The following is a 16,694-nucleotide window of genomic DNA, read 5'->3' on the forward strand; positions in this document are numbered from 1 at the left end:
CTCAGCGACACACCCACCACGGGCCAACATCGACATGAAAGTGATTGCGATGGGCAGCGTTGTAGTCCGGGCTCAACACCACACTGAACATCTCGCAGGCGCTATCCCGGACCTGGCGTAAAAACCGCGCATCCTGATTGTCCTTCGGCCAATCCTTCAGCACGCTGATCGAGCGACCGTCCGCCAGCTTGAAACCGGCAATGTCCAGGGCATCGGCCGATGCGTGCTGACTGCGTCGAGCGTTCTCGCGCCCGTAGACATTGCGGCAGGCAAAGCTGCCGAGGTGGTCGACACGCGTCACTGCCTGCCCATAGACGGCTTGAGCCGCAGGCTGCAGGGCGTGATGTTCGAACAGCGCGTACGAGACGGCCAGTCGGCAACTCGCGAGGAAGCTGCTGCTCAGGGCCGCCTGACCGCCCTGCACACGCAGGGTATTGAGCAGCGGACAGGTCGCGCCGGGACTGTCGGCTTGTCGACTCACCCGCAGGCCCGAACTGGCGAGGGCTTGATCACACAGCTGGGGATCATCGCGCAGGCGCATGAGTTTGTAGCGGGTCAACACATTGGGCGTCGCCTTCACGTCCAGCGGCGCCCAAGGGTTCCATTGCGGCGCAAGCGAGATCCAGCCACGCCAGACCCCCACGGCCCCCGCACCGATGATCAACAGCAGCAACAACAGCCACCAGCGAAACCGCACTGTCAGCCTTTGAACAGCTGATTGGCCTTGGCGTAGGGCATGGACCTCGAGGTGAACCCGAATGTGCCTGACGTCTTGATTTCTTCGGCTGCGCGAAAAAATTCGCCATACGCCGCCAGGGCCAGTGCCGAACCGACGCTGATGCGTTTGACGCCCATCTCGCTCAACTCCTCGACCGTCAATTTGAGCCCACCGGACATCAGTACATTGACCGGTTTCGGCGCGACGGCACGGACCACCGCCAGCACATCTTCAGCGCTGCGCAGACCCGGCGCATACAACACGTCGGCGCCCGCCTCAGCAAATGCCTGCAGGCGAAGGATCGTGTCTGCCAGATCGGGATTGCCATGCAGGAAGTTCTCGGCCCGGGCCGTCAGCATGAAAGGAAAAGGCAAACTGCGCGCGGCGGTGACGGCAGCTTTGACGCGTGCGACGGCGTGTTCAAAGCAATAGATCGGCGCGTCTTCGCGCCCGGTGGCGTCCTCAATCGAACCGCCGACAGCACCGGCCTCTGCAGCACGCAAAACACTCTGCGCGCATTCAGCAGGGTCGTCAGCGAAGCCGTTTTCCAGATCGACCGCCACCGGAAGGTCCGTCGCCGCAACGATCGCCCGGACGTTTGCCAGGGTGTCGTCCAGCGTTAGTCCGCCATCGGGGCGGGCGTTGGAGAAGGCGTAACCGGCACTGGTGGTCGCCAGCGCCTCGAAACCCAGGCTGGCGAGCATTTTCGCCGAGCCGGCGTCCCACGGATTGGGAATGACAAAAGCCCCATCACGTTCATGCAGCGCTTTGAACGCTTGGGCTCGAAGGGTTTGCGCATCCATTTGGCAGGCTCCTGAGAAGGACGAAAAACCCGCCTCAGAGCAAACCAAGTTGCTCCGCAGCGGGCTCTCTATATAGCTCAGGCAGCGCCGGCAAGCCAGGCAAACGCAGCATCAGTTGCGCGTGAAACCGCAATGCGAGTCTCGCGGCCTGCAGATTGTCGGCGGTGTGCAGGAAGATGTTAGGCGTGCGCCCTTCCTCGATCCACTGCGCTATTTTTTCGACCCAAGGCACCAGGAATGAATCATTCGCCTCAAGCTGCGGGTGGCCAATGAAGCGTACCTGCGGACATTGCGTGAACGCTGCCGGACGGGTCGGGACGTTGGGCTTTTTGGATTGGGCATGCAGCACCGAAGGATCGGTCGAAGTGCAACTGAACAGTGCACGGGGATCAAGGCAGATGCGCTCGACACCGCGATCCAGCAACAGCCGATTGAGCAGGCGCTCGCCGTCACCCTTGGCGAAAAAATCCCGGTGCCGCACCTCGACAGCCAGTGGTCGATCCAGCGCATCGATGAAACCGGCCAGTTCGGGCAATCGTTGAGGCGTGAAGCTTTTTGCCAATTGCAGCCACAGTGGCGACACCCGCTCACCGAGGGGGCTGAGCAACTGCACGAAGGTTTCAGCGGCGGTCAGTTGATCGCGCAGGTCCCCGTTGTGGCTGATGTCGCCGGGAAACTTGGCGGTGAAGCGAAAGTGCTCAGGCATGGTGTCGGCCCAGCGCTGCACGGTGTCGGCAGCCGGGCTCGCGTAGAAAGTCGTATTGCCTTCCACGGCGTTGAACACTTGAGTGTAGAGATTCAGAAATTCGGCGGGTTTAGCGTCTTGCGGATAGAGGTAGTCGCGCCAGGCGCTTTCACTCCACGATGGGCAACCGAGGTAGTACGGCAACAACATCAGATGTACAAATCGAGGCCCAGCACATCCGCATCCCAATCGACAAAACCGGCAGTGCTGAGATAGCTGGCCAGGGCCATCGAGACGCTTTTGCTCATGGCTCGGTGGTAAAGCATGTCTTGCTGACGGGCAGGGAGATTGCTCAGCCGTTGTGCGGAAGCTTTGGCGGCGCGGGCGGCCAGTTGCTCTTCGGAGGGAAACTCCGGCTCACCGTCGATATCAACGGTCTCGTCTTCCACCACAGTGCCTTTGCGCGGTTGGCGCTTGATGGGGTAGGACTGAGAGGAGAAGCCGTCTATACGCATAAAGTCATGCTCGGTATCGATGATGGCAGTTTAGTGGCGCGCAACGCCCTTCGCAAACCGCCGAGTGATAACTAGAACACATAAAAGGCAAAAGGTTTAAAAGCGGGGAGGTAAAAATCGACGACCGGCAAAAACTGCCAATGTTTTGTGGCGAGGGGATTTAGCGAAACGTCGCACCGCCCCGTTCGACTGCGAAGCAGTCGTAAACCAGCCACCCTGTCGACTTGGAAAACTGGGGTCGCTTCGCAACCCAATGGGGTGGTGCGACGTTTCGCCGAATCCTCTCGCCACAGGGAACCGCGAGGTTAACGCGCTTTCGGTGTTGCCACCTTATCGCGCAGATAAACCGGTTGCGCCTCATCCGCCACAATCGCCTCACCACGCGCCCACGCGAAACGCGCCAGGGTCAACAGGTCTTCGGCGTGTGGCAACATGCCCGCGTCCTGGCCGTTCAGGCTGACGCCGATGCGCTCGGCATATCCCCAACCGGTCCCGGCGCCGAACCATTCGCCACTGGCATCGGCAGGCAATGCCGCAACTTCCGGCGGCAACACCGCTTCGTTGCCGACCAGGCGCATCTCCCCCGCCGTCTCGCGGTAGCAGCCCCAATACACTTCATCCATCCGCGCATCGATTGCCGACGCGACCTGGCTCACGCCGTGTTCACGGAAGGCCCGCTGCGCCAATACGGCCAGGTTCGATACCGGGAGCACCGGGCGGTCCAGGGCAAACGCCAACCCCTGCACCACACCAATGGCAATGCGCACGCCCGTGAACGCACCAGGGCCTCGGCCGAATGCGATGGCGTCAACCGCTTGCAGCGTGATTCCGGCGTCAGCCAGCAATTGCTGAATCATCGGTAGCAACTTCTGCGCATGCAGGCGCGGGATCACCTCGTAATGGCTCGTAACCTTGCCGTCATGCAGCAATGCAACGGAGCAAGCTTCAGTCGCGGTGTCCAGGGCCAGCAAGGTGCTCATCGATGTTTCCGTAAGAGAGGTCAGAAAAAGTGCGCCAGTATAAACAACTACGGCCCGCAAGCGGGCCGTAGAAGATCAAGCGGTTATCAGCTCAGCGCTTCAAGCACCTTGCCAGTGATCGCTTCAACCGAGCCGACGCCAGCGATGTGGCTGTATTTCGGCTTGCCGTCGGTAGCGGCAGACAGCGCCTGGTAGAACTCAACCAGTGGCTTGGTCTGGGAATGGTAGACCGACAGACGATGACGAACCGTTTCTTCAGTGTCGTCCTTGCGCTGTACCAGTTCTTCACCGGTGATGTCGTCCTTGCCCGCGACTTTTGGCGGGTTGTAGACGGTGTGGTACACGCGACCGCTGGCTTCGTGAACACGACGACCGGCAATACGCTGAACGATTTCTTCATCGTCGACAGCGATTTCGACCACGTGATCCAGCTCCACGCCGGCTTTGACCAGCGCTTCAGCCTGAGGGATGGTGCGCGGGAAACCGTCGAACAGGAAACCGTTGGCACAATCAGCCTGGCTGATGCGTTCCTTGACCAGGTTGATGATCAGGTCGTCTGAAACCAGACCACCGCTGTCCATGACGCTTTTGGCGATCAAGCCCAGCTCGGTGCCGGCCTTGACCGCTGCACGCAGCATGTCGCCGGTGGAGATTTGCGGAATGCCGAATTTCTCGGTGATGAACTTAGCCTGAGTACCTTTACCGGCCCCGGGAGCTCCCAGCAGAATGACGCGCATCGATGTGCTCCTCAATTTTTTATATAGATAACGTCAGATTCGCCTCGTGGGGCCAATCTCAAAAATAGGGTCGTGACCGCCCAAACGGCCAAAGGCTGATCAAGATACACAGCAGTTCCTGCCCACACAAGCCGCCGAAAGTCGGAGAAACCCGCGCCGGACCTGAGCTTGCGACGCGGTACTCCAAGTCGCAACCCCATCATTAACTGTCGCCTGCCCGCACTTTTTAACGCCTGTCATGCCGCCGTCCGACACCCGATACGGGTGTCGGACACCACGGCAAAAATGTTAGCCCGTGTTACGCAAACCAGCCGCAATCCCCGCCACAGACACCAGTAATGCCTGTTCTACCGGGCTGCCTTGCGCCACCTCCTGCTGCCGCGAACGGGCCAACAGTTCCGCCTGCAATAGATGTAGCGGGTCAAGGTACGTGTTGCGTAAACGAATGAACTCGAGGGTTGCGGGGCTATGTGCCAGCAGCTGCGACTGGCCGGTCAGACCCAGGACCACCGCGCAGGCCTGCGACAATAGGTCGCGTAAATGCGCGCCCAGCGGTAGCAGATCCGGTTCGACCAGGCGCTCATCGTAGGACCGGGCAATATCGGCGTCCGCCTTGGCCAGGACCATTTCCAGCATATCGATCCGGGTCCGGAAGAACGGCCACTGTTCACGCATCTGCCCCAGCAGCTCGCCCTCGCCTCGCTCCAGCGCCTTGCTCAGCGCCGCTTCCCAGCCGAGCCACGCCGGCAGCATCAGGCGGGTCTGGGTCCAGCCGAAGATCCAGGGAATCGCCCGCAGGCTTTCGATACCACCGGCACGGCGCTTGGCAGGTCGACTGCCCAAAGGCAGACGTCCAAGCTCCTGTTCCGGAGTGGACTGGCGGAAGTACTCGACGAATTGCGGATTCTCCCGCACCACTGCGCGATAGGCGCTTACCCCGTCAGCGGCCAGTTCGTCCATCAAATGACGCCAGGCAGGCTCCGGTGGTGGCGGTGGCAACAGGGTCGCTTCCAGCACCGCCGCCAGGTAGAGATTGAGGTTTTGTTCGGCGATGTCCGGCAGCCCGAATTTGAAACGGATCATTTCCCCCTGCTCGGTGGTACGGAACCGCCCCGCCACCGAACCCGGTGGCTGCGACAGAATTGCCGCGTGAGCCGGGCCCCCGCCACGTCCGACGGTGCCGCCACGACCGTGGAACAACAGCAGTTCCACTTGCTGCTCGCGGCAGATATCAACCAGCCGTTCCTGCGCCCGATACTGCGCCCACGCCGCTGCCGTGGTGCCGGCATCCTTGGCCGAGTCGGAGTAGCCGATCATGACTTCCTGGGGCCCTTGCAGGCGTGCGCGGTAGCCGGGCAGCAGCAAGAGTTTTTCGATCACGGGACCTGCGTTATCCAGGTCGGCGAGTGTTTCGAACAGCGGCACCACGCGCATCGGCCGCAACACGCCCGACTCCTTGAGCAACAGTTGCACTGCCAATACATCGGAGGCGGCACCCGCCATGGAGATTACGTAAGAGCCCAGCGACGCACCCGGCGCTGCGGCCACTTCCCGGCAGGTCGCCAGCACTTCGGCGGTGTCAGCGGACGGTTTGAAATACGCCGGCAGCAGCGGACGCCGATTGTTGAGTTCACGCATCAGGAACGCGATGCGCTCTTCTTCGCTCCAGTCTTCATAACGACCGAGGCCCAGGTAGTCGGTGATTTCGGTCATGGCCGCCGAGTGCCGTGACGAATCCTGCCGCACGTCGAGACGCACCAGGAACAACCCGAACGTCACCGCGCGGCGCAAGCAATCGAGTAACGGCCCGTCGGCGATCACGCCCATGCCGCACTCATGCAGCGATTGGTAGCACAGCTCCAGCGGGTCCAGCAGGTCACGATTGTTTTGCAGCACATCGGCGGTTGCCGGTGTGGTCGCCGTCAAGGAAGCGTGTGCCCAGTTACGCGTAGCGCGAAGCCGATCGCGCAACTGCTTGAGCACTGTTCGATAAGGTTCTGCGCTGTCCCCGGCCTTGGCTCTGAGCGCGTCACTGGCCTGCTGCATCGACAACTCGGCCGCCAGATGGTCGATATCGCGCACGTACAAATCCGCCGCCATCCAGCGCGCCAGCAGCAGCACTTCGCGGGTAACGGCAGCGGTCACATTGGGGTTGCCGTCGCGGTCGCCGCCCATCCACGACGCAAAGCGGATAGGCGCCGCTTCCAGTGGAAGGTGCAGGCCGGTGGCGTCATGCAGGGCTTTGTCGGCCTTGCGCAAATAGTTCGGGATGGCTTGCCAAAGGGAATGCTCGATCACCGCGAAACCCCATTTCGCCTCGTCCACCGGCGTCGGACGCGTGCGGCGGATTTCTTCGGTGTGCCAGGCTTCGGCGATCAGGCGCTGCAGCTTCGACTGGATCTGCTCGCGCTCGGCAGTCGTCAGGTCGCGATGATCCTGAGCCGCCAGTTGTGCGGCGATGGCGTCGTATTTTTGAATGAGCGTGCGTCGCGCGACTTCGGTCGGGTGAGCCGTGAGGACCAGTTCGATTTCCAGTCGCCCCAACTGCCGCGCCAGGGATTCTGCGCCGTGGCCTTCGGCGCGCAAGCGAGCCAGCAGCTCCGGCAACACCCGAGCCTCGAACGGCGCGGGTTGCGATTCCTCGCGACGGTGAATCAGTTGGTACTGCTCGGCGATGTTGGCCAGATTGAGAAACTGGTTGAAAGCCCGCGCGACCGGCAGCAGCTCGTCTTCGCTCAATTGATTGAGGCTGGCGCTCAGCTCAGCGTCCATCGATCCACGTCGGTCCGCCTTGGCGCCCTTGCGGATCTGCTCGATCTTGTCGAGGAAGCCGTCCCCATACTGCTCACGAATGGTGTTGCCCAACAGCTCACCCAGCAGGTGAACGTCCTCACGCAAGCGTGCATCAATATCGGTCATCAGCAGTTCTCCAGGGAAAAATCCGGTCGGCCACGAACATCAAGAGTGCCGCTCCAGACCCGTTCTTACAAGCAAACGACGAAGGGACTTTAAACCTACCGGGTAAAAGCTAGTCTGAAGAGTAAGCCGTACAACGGCTTACCGCCGACTACAGGCGGACACTCCCCGGCCTGCCACGAGCAGGCGCGTAATGAGGTCGTTATGAAAATTCGCGAGCTTGCCCAGCATTGGGAAGAAAACGCCAAAGGTCGTCTGACTGATACGGGCTACAAGATTCATCTGGACATGGAGGCCGCAGCCCGATTGGCGGCGATCACCGAGATGTACCCGAAACGCCAACCCGAAGAACTGCTCGGCGAGTTGATCGGCGCCGCGCTGGAAGAGCTCGAAAAAAGCTTTCCGTATGTGAAGGGTTCGACTGTCGTGGCCACCGATGAAGAAGGTGACCCACTGTACGAAGACGTCGGTCCGACCCCGCGTTTTCTCGCGTTGTCCCGTCGGCATTTGCACGATCTTGCATCGGGCAGCGACGAGCAAAAACACTGATCTTTCCCCGCATCACCTGTGGGCGTTCACCTGCTCGCGATGGCGTCAGTTCAATCAAAACACGGGTTGGCTGAACAACCGCTATCGCGAGCAGGCTCGCTCCCCCATTGGCTTTCACATCCTCCAAAATTGCGTTATCTCAGGCGCCAAGAAGGCTGGGGATACCATTACGCACCGCCAAAGTTCCCGATCTAGAGCCTTTTCGGCTCTCTCAATGTATTTTCGGGCGATAGGCCATCTTTTCTGAACTTTTGAAAAATCACTCGGGTCGTACCCTGTAACCACACCTGGGACGGCCGTTTCAAAAGCCCTCGCAAATGAATGGTACGGCTCCTTGCCCAGGATGGATTTTTAAGTTTTTCAGGAGTAATTCCAATGGAGTTGAAGACCATGACGACCAGCACTGCCAAATCTTCGTTCAATCACCTGCGCGGTCTGAAAATGGCTGCCCTTGCGATCGGCACCAGCTTCGTTCTGGCCGGTTGTGCCGGCAACCCGCCGACCGAACAATTCGCCGTGACTGAATCTGCAGTCAACAGCGCCGTGAGCGCTGGCGGTACCGAATTCGCCGCTGTCGAAATGAAGTCTGCGCAGGACAAGCTCAAGCAAGCCGAGCTGGCCATGCACGACAAAAAATACGAAGAAGCCAAAACTCTGGCCCAACAGGCTGAGTGGGACGCTCGCGTCGCTGAACGCAAAGCCCAGGCGATGAAAGCCGAACAAGCTGTGAAGGACTCTCAGAAAGGTGTTCAGGAACTGCGTCAGGAAAGTCAGCGCACCGTGCAATAAGCGCGCATCACGACCCCGGACCTGAAGCTCTAATCGATAGAAAGGACGAATTATTATGCGTAAACAATTGATGATCCCTGCTCTCCTGGCCGCAAGCGTTGCACTGGCTGCCTGCTCCACGCCGCCGAACCAGAACCTGGAAAACGCTCGCACCAATTACAGCGGCCTGCAGACCAACCCGCAAGCGAGCAAAGTCGCAGCGCTGGAAACCAAAGACGCCAGTGACTACCTGGACAAGGCCAACAAGGCTTACCTGGATAAAGAAGACGCATCGACAGTCGATCAGCTGGCTTACCTGACCAACCAGCGTGTTGAAGTGGCGAAGCAGACCATCGCCCTGCGCACGGCTGAAGCGAATCTGAAAAACGCATCGGCCCAACGTGCCCAGGCCCGCCTGGATGCTCGCGACCAGCAGATCAAACAGCTGCAGGAAAGCCTGAACGCCAAGCAAACCGACCGCGGTACGTTGGTGACCTTCGGTGACGTATTGTTCGCCACCAACAAGGCTGACCTGAAATCCAGCGGTCTGGTGAACATCAACAAACTGGCGCAGTTCCTCCAGGAAAACCCGGACCGTAAGGTGATTGTTGAAGGCTATACCGACAGCACCGGTGCAGCGAGCTACAACCAGTCGCTGTCCGAGCGTCGCGCCAACTCCGTGCGTATGGCTCTGGTGAAAATGGGCGTTGATCCAGCGCGCATCGTTGCCCAGGGTTATGGCAAGGAATACCCGGTTGCTGAAAACGGCAGCGTGTCGGGTCGTGCGATGAACCGTCGTGTGGAAGTGACCATTTCCAACGACAACCAGCCAGTGATCCCGCGTTCGGCAGTCAGCTCGAACTAAGCCTCACGCTGTAACTAAAAGCCCCGCCTGATCTGATCAGGCGGGGCTTTTTGTTGAAGATCAAAACGAAGTTACTGCTCCAGCTTCTGCGGCGTTTCCTGCCCCATGCACCGCACCGCTTTTTTCTGGCCGTTGATCAACACACCTGTCAAACCTTTTTGCTCGGTGTCGAACAGCACCAGCACTCCATCGATGCACTGCGCGACTTGCGGAGCCGGGTCCAGGGAGACCTTGTAGTCTTCGCCCGGCACGGTCTTGAGCATGGTGAAGTCGCTGAGCAGCAGCGCATCTTCGGGTTTGGCGAAGTGCAGGTAGCCGTACCACCACAGGGCGGCGACGGTGCCGAGGATGCTGCAAATACCGGTGATGATCAGCGGGATGGCGTTACGTTCTTCACTCATTGCGGACTCTCTGGTGGTTCATCTTCAGAATTCGGGGTTGCCGGGTAATTGGGGATTTCACCCAGGCGGCGCAGGCCGTTGAAATGCTGCGGATCGTCAAGGTAGCGCAGCATGACTTTGCGCCAGACCGGGTCGGCGAACGTCTGCACATGACCGCCACGGGTCAGTTGCAGCACTCGCGGCGGCGGCGCAGCTTGATACAGTCGGATGCCGTTGGAAAGGGGCACGATCGGATCGTCGATGCTGTGGTAGATCAGTTTCGGCACGCCATTGAGCTGAGCCATGGAGTTGATCGCACTGTCACCGTCCGGCACCAGCCAGGACAATGGCACCTGAAACGCCCAGGTCAGCCAGGAGGTGCTCAAGGCAAACTGGCCGACGCTGCGGTAACTGGCGGGCACGCCGTCGAGCACGAACGCCTTGAGTTGTTTCTGGCGTTCCGGGTGCTGGACCAGGTAATGCACGGCCATCGAACCACCGAGACTCTGGCCGAGAAGGATCAGCGGTTTACCTTTGACCTCGGGCGCTTGGTCGAGCCATTTGAACGCGGCATCGATGTCCTGATAGATCGCCGGCAAGCTCGGCTCACCCTCGGACAAGCCATAACCGCGATAGTCCACCAGCAACACCTGATACCCCTCTTCAGGCAACCACCAGCTCCCGCCGAGGTGCATCGGCAAGTTGCCGCCGTTGCCGTGCAGGTGCAGCACCGTGCCTTTGACCTCGACACCTTGTTTGGCGGGCAGCCACCAGGCGTTCAGCTTGAGGCCGTCGGCGGTGGTCAGGGTGACTTCACGGTAATCGAGTTTGGCTTTTTCCGGCGTGAACAGCTGGCCTGGCTCGGGATAGAACAGCAGCGAACTGCAACCGCCCAGGGTCAGGAGAAGGCAGAGGATGCCGAGGATTCTCATCCGTTGAAACCTCGTATTAAAGGATTGAAATACTAAACCCTGTAGGAGTGAGCCTGCTCGCGATAGCGGTGTGTCAGCCAACATCAATGTCGAATGTTGAACCGCAATCGCGAGCAGGCTCACTCCTACAGGGAATTTCGTGATCATTAGAGGATGTTGGAATAATCCGCTTCGATCCGGTCCAGGCTCAGGTGGTTCAGGAAGTTGGAGAAGCACATCCACGCCGACAGCGCGTTCATGTCGCGGAACTGTTCAGGCAAATACTTGGGCGGCACCACCAGGCCTTCATCCACCAACTGGCGCAGGGTACGCATGTCTTCCAGCGTAGTCTTGCCACAAAACAGTAGCGGAATCTGCTCAAGCTTGCCCTTGCGCACGGCCAACTGAATGTAGTTGTAAACCATGATAAAGCCCTTGAGGTAGGACAAGTCTTTGGTAAATGGCAAACCGTTGGGCACCGAGCCACGGAACACGCGACTGGCGTTGCCGTAGCTTTCCGGCATTTCGAAGCCTTGCTCACGGAAGAATTCGTACACCTGCAGGAAGTCGGCCCCCTCCTCCACCATGTGAATGGCGCGGGTGCGGTTGGTCAGTTTGCGCAAGCGACTCGGGTACGAGGCGAAGGTGATGATTTCCATCAGGATCGCCAGGCCTTCCTGGGTCACCGTCGAAGAAGGCGGGCCCTTGGAGAGAAAGGTACAAATCGGCTGGTTCAGGCCGTTCAGCGTGGTGCCGACATGCACCAGACCTTCATGGACTTCCAGAGCACGCACATCACGCTCGTTGAACATCGCGTCAGTGCGGATCTTGATGTAATCCGCGCCCGCCGCCGCGTCCGCGACAATGCCATCGGACTCGAATACGCGAATGGTTTCCTCGGCCTCGCCAAACACTTTGCTCAACCGGGTTTGCAATAAATTCACGGCGTCCTTGGCGGTAAGCGTTTTCGGCTCGTCCTTCAGGTCGCCGCGGCCGTCGATATTGTTCAGGTAATCGGAGAGCATCAAGCCCAGATCGGACAAGGTCGGGTCGCCGGCGTGGAACGCGTCGGACGCCGCGCCGTACAGCTCTTGGGAAATAAGCCCGAAATCCTCGGTACCGCGTGCTTCGAGCATGCGCACCACCATGCGGTATTCCTTGCACATGCGTCGCATGATTTGCCCGACCGGGTTGAACTGGCCAAGCTGGCGGGTGATGTCGCGCTCGATGTTCTGGAACTCCAGCTTCACTTTGCTGGAGTCGAAGGAAAGCGGCCGATTAAGGTAGTAATCGCGGTCCACCGCCGGCATTTCCTTGCCTTTGGCCTTGAGGAAACCCTTGCGGATGCTGTCATCCCATTTGACCGCATCGAGGACGCGAATCGGTGTCTGTGCCAGCACAATGCGATCGGACAATATGCGTATCGTCTGCTGGTAATCGTCCACCCGAAACTCCTGTAGTCAAACCGTAAACACTGAATTTATTTGGCTCTGGCCAGGCGCTGATAACGCACCGCTTCGACGAAGACATCGGAATTGGCCGGATCATCGAGCCAGGCGAAAACCTGATCCATACGGGAGTCGATCAGTACTCCCTCGCCGTCGTCGGTCTGGAAGCCTTCGCCGCTGAAGACTTTCTGGCCCAGAGCTTGTTTGATCTGATCGAGATCGAGGTTGTAGACCACCAATTCATGCTGATCGTTGAGTTCGAAGCCGGCAATGATGAAATGCCCGCCAAATTGCGCCGGGACTTTAGCTGACAGGTACCAGCGATCACCATGGCGCGACACGGTGAAAGCATAGGCTTCGCGGGTTTTGGGTTTGGCCTTGAAATAGCTGACGGCCTGATAACGGCTGTCGCCCAGGCGGCTGAGCTCCAGGTTCATCGGCTCGCCCCAGGCGTTGGTGCTGGTCCATTTGCCAAGCAAACCTTTAGGCGCGGGATCGCTTTCGGGCAGCGGCTCCTTGAAGGTCACCAGGCAGCCACTGAGCAGCAGGAACGACAAGGCGATCACAACGACACGCCAGGTTTTCATTCAACACTCCCTATGAACAAAACACCGATCAGTGGGAGCCGGGCTTGCCCGCGATGACGGTGTGTCAGACGACATCCATGGTGAATGTCAGATCACCCTCGCGGGCATGCCCGGCTCCCACAGAGTTATACCGACGCCAATACCAAATGCATGTAACGATTGAGAATCCCGAGCATTTCCGCTTCGGCAGCAGGCTCGGCGTCGTTGAGCAGGCCCTGATATTCCATCCGTCCGATAATCGCCGTCAACACCTTGGCGTCCTGTTGTGGCTCTCGTGAACCCAGCACCTCGAAAAGCTGACACGTACCCTGCAGGAGAATTTGCTGATGCGAGCGCACCAACTGCGCCAGGCGCGGGTTCAACAACGCCTCCTGACGAAACGCCTGCTCGGCCATCAGATGTTCGCGGCGGCTCACCAATTGGTGGTGAACATAGTCCGCCATCAACCGCGCAATATCATCCGCCAACTGCGAGCGAGACTCGGGGCTGCCGTCGCCGCTGACCACCATCTCGCGCAGCAGGCCTTCGTTGTTCACCCACAGCTTGGCCATGAACGCCGCGCTGCGCTCCACATACTGAGCGAAGGTATCGGTGAGCAAGTCGTCGATGTCTTTGAAATAGTAGGTCGTCGCCGATAACGGCACGCCCGCTTCAGCAGCCACTGCTCGATGACGTACAGCCCGCACGCCTTCGCGCACGACAATGCGCATGGCCGCATCGAGAATGTCCTGTCGACGCTGCTCGCTGCCCTGTCGGCTGGCCTTGCGACCCTGGTACTGAACACTTTCAGCGACCGCAGTGGCGATACCCGCTGCACCTTCTTGAGCCATTGCACGAATCACGACAGGTATTTCCTCTCACATGAAAGTAACAAGTTGATACGTTTGTACCAGACAGGCAATAAAAAGCCGCCTTGAAAGGCGGCTTTTTAACTAAAACACTTACGCTTGCGGCCGCATGTGCGGGAACAGGATCACGTCGCGGATCGACGGGGAGTTGGTCAGCAGCATCACCAGACGGTCGATGCCGATACCTTCGCCGGCCGTTGGCGGCATGCCGTACTCCAGCGCGCGAACGAAGTCGGCGTCGTAGTGCATGGCTTCGTCGTCACCAGCGTCCTTGTCGGCTACTTGCGCCATGAAGCGCTCGGCCTGGTCTTCCGCGTCGTTCAACTCGGAATAGGCGTTGGCGATTTCACGACCACCGATGAACAGCTCGAAACGGTCGGTGACGTTCGGGTTGTCGTCGTTGCGACGAGCCAGCGGCGACACTTCGAACGGGTACTGGGTAATAAAGTGCGGCTGCTCCAGCTTGTGCTCGACCAGCTCTTCGAAAATCATCACCTGCAGCTTGCCCAGGCCTTCGAAGCCCAGCACCTTGGCGCCGGCTTTCTTGGCGATGGCGCGAGCCTTGTCGATGTCGTTCAGGTCGTCAGCGGTCAGCTCAGGGTTGTACTTGAGGATCGAGTCGAACACCGACAGACGCACGAACGGTTCGCCGAAGTGGAACACCTTGTCGCCGTAAGGCACGTCGGTGCTGCCCAGAACCAGCTGCGCCAGCTCACGGAACAGTTCTTCGGTCAGGTCCATGTTGTCTTCGTAGTCGGCGTACGCCTGGTAGAACTCCAACATGGTGAATTCAGGGTTGTGACGAGTCGAAACGCCTTCGTTACGGAAGTTGCGGTTGATCTCGAACACTTTCTCAAAACCACCTACCACAAGGCGCTTGAGGTACAGCTCCGGCGCGATGCGCAGGAACATGCCCATGTCCAATGCGTTGTGGTGGGTTTCGAACGGCTTGGCTGCCGCGCCGCCCGGAATGGTTTGCAGCATCGGCGTTTCCACTTCCAGGAAGTCACGCTGCATCAGGAAGGTGCGGATGTGAGCAATGACTTGCGAGCGCACGCGAAACGTCTGGCGCACGTCTTCGTTGACGATCAGGTCAACGTAACGCTGGCGGTAGCGCTGCTCGGTGTCGGTCAGCCCGTGGTGCTTGTCCGGAAGTGGACGCAGGGACTTGGTCAGCAGGCGCACGTTGGTCATTTCGACGTACAGGTCGCCCTTGCCGGAACGGGCCAGGGTGCCTTCAGCGGCAATGATGTCGCCCATGTCCCAGGTTTTCACCGCGGCCAGGGTTTCTTCGGACAGGGTCTTGCGGTTGACGTAGACCTGGATTCGACCGGTCATGTCCTGGATCACCATGAACGAGCCACGGTTGAGCATGATACGACCGGCAACCTTGACCGGAATCGCAGCCTCGGCCAGCTCTTCCTTGGTCTTGTCCGCGTACTGCTTCTGCAGCGCATCGCAATAGTTGTCGCGGCGGAAGTCGTTCGGGAAGGCGTTGCCCTTGGCGCGCTCGGCAGCCAGCTTTTCCTTGCGCAGTGCGATCAGGGAGTTTTCTTCCTGTTGCAGGGCTTGCGGGTCGAGTTGTTGGTCGCTCATGTCTTTAAATATTCCATCAGGTTCGTTGTCCCCAGCCTTCGGCGGGGGATCGCGGGCAAGTCGGATGCTGCACCGCCGTTACCACAGGGATCGCCTGTGTCAGCGCGATCCGGTACTGCATGCTTTACAAGCCTTGCTTCAGGCTCGCCACCAGGTATTCGTCGATGTCGCCGTCGAGCACCTTGTCGCAGTCGCTGCGTTCGATGTTAGTGCGCAAATCCTTGATCCGCGAGGCGTCGAGCACGTACGAGCGAATCTGGTGACCCCAGCCGATGTCCGACTTGGTGTCTTCCAACGCTTGCGAGGCAGCGTTGCGCTTCTGCACTTCCTGCTCGTACAAGCGCGCCCGCAACATTTTCATCGCGGTGTCTTTGTTGGCGTGCTGGGAGCGTTCGTTCTGGCAGCTCACCACGGTGTTGGACGGCACGTGAGTGATACGTACGGCCGAGTCGGTGGTGTTTACGTGCTGACCACCGGCACCGGAGGAGCGGTAGGTGTCGATGCGCAGGTCCGACGGATTGATGTCGATTTCGATGTTGTCATCGATTTCCGGCGACACGAACACAGCCGAGAACGAGGTGTGGCGACGGTTGCCAGAGTCGAACGGGCTCTTGCGAACCAGGCGGTGCACGCCGATTTCGGTACGCAACCAGCCAAAGGCGTACTCGCCCTTGATGTGCACGGTAGCGCCCTTGATCCCGGCGACTTCACCGGCGGACAGTTCCATGATGGTCGCGTCGAAACCGCGCTTGTCAGCCCAGCGCAGGTACATGCGCAGCAGGATGTTGGCCCAGTCCTGGGCTTCGGTACCGCCAGAGCCGGCCTGGATGTCCAGGTAGGCGTTGTTGGCGTCCATCTCACCGCTGAACATGCGACGGAATTCGAGTTTTTCCAGGGATTCGCGCAGACGTTCGACTTCGGCGGCGACGTCATCGACGGCAGCCTGGTCTTCTTCTTCGGCGGACATCAGCAGCAGGTCTTTGGCGTCAGCCAGGCCGCTGTGCATTTCGTCGAGGGTTTCGACGATCTGGGCCAGCAGGGAGCGCTCGCGACCCAGTTCCTGAGCGTACGACGGGTTGTTCCAGACAGACGGATCTTCAAGCTCGCGATTGACTTCGGTCAGACGCTCATGCTTTTGATCGTAGTCAAAGATACCCCCGAATAGTTTCGGAGCGCTCGGACAGGTCCTTGATACTGTTAAGGATCGGGTTGATTTCCATGGCGGGCAGCACTCGTTGGCGAACTTTTGAAAGCCGGCGAGTATACCGTAATCAGGCTGTCAAGGCAGCCCGCCTGGCGGCTTTAGGGGGGAATGATTCAATCGAATGCAGGGTGTTCTGTGGTGAGGGATTCATCCCCGTTCGGCTGCGCAGCAGTCGCAAGTCCGG

General features: G+C 59.5%; 17 protein-coding genes. 3 read left to right on the plus strand and 14 right to left on the minus strand.

Going from position 1 to position 16,694, the window contains the following annotated elements; translation table 11 throughout:
• Window position 1: 1 nt before the first annotated feature.
• The 7 genes from H7698_RS09680 to ppc form a co-directional block, all read right to left on the minus strand.
• Window positions 2-697, minus strand: coding sequence for an extensin-like domain-containing protein (locus H7698_RS09680; protein WP_194691237.1), 696 nt, complete (start codon window positions 695-697; stop codon window positions 2-4).
• Window positions 698-699: 2 nt separating this feature from the next.
• Entirely contained in the window at window positions 700-1,521 is an 822-nt protein-coding gene (locus tag H7698_RS09685) for an isocitrate lyase/PEP mutase family protein (protein ID WP_194691238.1), read from the minus strand.
• Window positions 1,522-1,555: 34 nt separating this feature from the next.
• Entirely contained in the window at window positions 1,556-2,416 is an 861-nt protein-coding gene (locus tag H7698_RS09690; RefSeq protein WP_194691239.1) for a DUF72 domain-containing protein, read from the minus strand.
• Complete coding sequence (locus H7698_RS09695; RefSeq protein WP_194691240.1) at window positions 2,416-2,721, minus strand: hypothetical protein; 306 nt, start codon at window positions 2,719-2,721, stop codon at window positions 2,416-2,418. The genes H7698_RS09690 and H7698_RS09695 overlap by 1 nt, the downstream gene beginning before the upstream one ends.
• Before the next feature lie 305 nt (window positions 2,722-3,026).
• Window positions 3,027-3,701 (minus strand): tRNA (adenosine(37)-N6)-threonylcarbamoyltransferase complex dimerization subunit type 1 TsaB, encoded by a 675-nt coding sequence (tsaB, locus tag H7698_RS09700; RefSeq protein ID WP_162440806.1) that lies wholly within the window; start codon window positions 3,699-3,701, stop codon window positions 3,027-3,029.
• 86 nt (window positions 3,702-3,787) lie between these two features.
• Complete coding sequence (adk, locus tag H7698_RS09705; protein WP_162440805.1) at window positions 3,788-4,438, minus strand: adenylate kinase; 651 nt, start codon at window positions 4,436-4,438, stop codon at window positions 3,788-3,790.
• Window positions 4,439-4,726: 288 nt separating this feature from the next.
• Window positions 4,727-7,357, minus strand: coding sequence for a phosphoenolpyruvate carboxylase (gene ppc, locus H7698_RS09710; protein ID WP_194691241.1), 2,631 nt, complete (start codon window positions 7,355-7,357; stop codon window positions 4,727-4,729).
• Window positions 7,358-7,558: 201 nt separating this feature from the next.
• Between ppc and H7698_RS09715 the strand changes: the two genes are divergently transcribed.
• The 3 genes from H7698_RS09715 (at window position 7,559) to H7698_RS09725 (ending at window position 9,536) form a co-directional block, all read left to right on the plus strand.
• Window positions 7,559-7,903, plus strand: a complete 345-nt coding sequence (locus tag H7698_RS09715) for a pilin assembly protein (RefSeq protein WP_162440803.1) — start codon at window positions 7,559-7,561, stop codon at window positions 7,901-7,903.
• A gap of 375 nt (window positions 7,904-8,278) precedes the next feature.
• Entirely contained in the window at window positions 8,279-8,692 is a 414-nt protein-coding gene (locus tag H7698_RS09720) for a DUF4398 domain-containing protein (RefSeq protein WP_194691242.1), read from the plus strand.
• A 55-nt stretch (window positions 8,693-8,747) separates the two neighbouring features.
• Window positions 8,748-9,536, plus strand: a complete 789-nt coding sequence (locus H7698_RS09725; protein ID WP_194691243.1) for an OmpA family protein — start codon at window positions 8,748-8,750, stop codon at window positions 9,534-9,536.
• Between the two features lie 71 nt (window positions 9,537-9,607).
• Here the strand turns inward: H7698_RS09725 and H7698_RS09730 are convergent, their stop codons facing one another.
• The 7 genes from H7698_RS09730 to prfB form a co-directional block, all read right to left on the minus strand.
• A complete protein-coding gene (locus H7698_RS09730) occupies window positions 9,608-9,937 on the minus strand; it encodes a hypothetical protein (protein WP_162440800.1) in 330 nt (109 codons plus the stop codon).
• Window positions 9,934-10,848: an alpha/beta hydrolase gene (locus tag H7698_RS09735; RefSeq protein WP_194691244.1), complete on the minus strand. Its 915-nt coding sequence runs from the start codon at window positions 10,846-10,848 to the stop codon at window positions 9,934-9,936. The genes H7698_RS09730 and H7698_RS09735 overlap by 4 nt, the downstream gene beginning before the upstream one ends.
• Before the next feature lie 146 nt (window positions 10,849-10,994).
• Entirely contained in the window at window positions 10,995-12,272 is a 1,278-nt protein-coding gene (locus H7698_RS09740) for a flavohemoglobin expression-modulating QEGLA motif protein (RefSeq protein ID WP_162440798.1), read from the minus strand.
• 35 nt (window positions 12,273-12,307) lie between these two features.
• Window positions 12,308-12,862 carry a hypothetical protein gene (locus H7698_RS09745; RefSeq protein ID WP_194691245.1) on the minus strand — a complete coding sequence of 185 codons (555 nt, stop codon included), beginning with the start codon at window positions 12,860-12,862 and terminating at the stop codon, window positions 12,308-12,310.
• Window positions 12,863-12,987: 125 nt separating this feature from the next.
• Window positions 12,988-13,704, minus strand: a complete 717-nt coding sequence (locus tag H7698_RS09750) for a TetR/AcrR family transcriptional regulator (RefSeq protein WP_178114348.1) — start codon at window positions 13,702-13,704, stop codon at window positions 12,988-12,990.
• Between the two features lie 99 nt (window positions 13,705-13,803).
• Complete coding sequence (gene lysS / locus H7698_RS09755) at window positions 13,804-15,306, minus strand: lysine--tRNA ligase (RefSeq protein ID WP_162440796.1); 1,503 nt, start codon at window positions 15,304-15,306, stop codon at window positions 13,804-13,806.
• Between the two features lie 124 nt (window positions 15,307-15,430).
• A protein-coding gene (gene prfB / locus H7698_RS09760) for a peptide chain release factor 2 (protein ID WP_150630852.1) occupies window positions 15,431-16,526 on the minus strand; the annotation gives its coding sequence in 2 pieces (ribosomal slippage) (window positions 15,431-16,453 and window positions 16,455-16,526; 1,095 coding nt in all).
• Window positions 16,527-16,694: the final 168 nt, after the last annotated feature.

The sequence above is a fragment of the Pseudomonas sp. p50(2008) genome, assembly GCF_015351605.1.
Lineage (GTDB): Bacteria > Pseudomonadota > Gammaproteobacteria > Pseudomonadales > Pseudomonadaceae > Aquipseudomonas.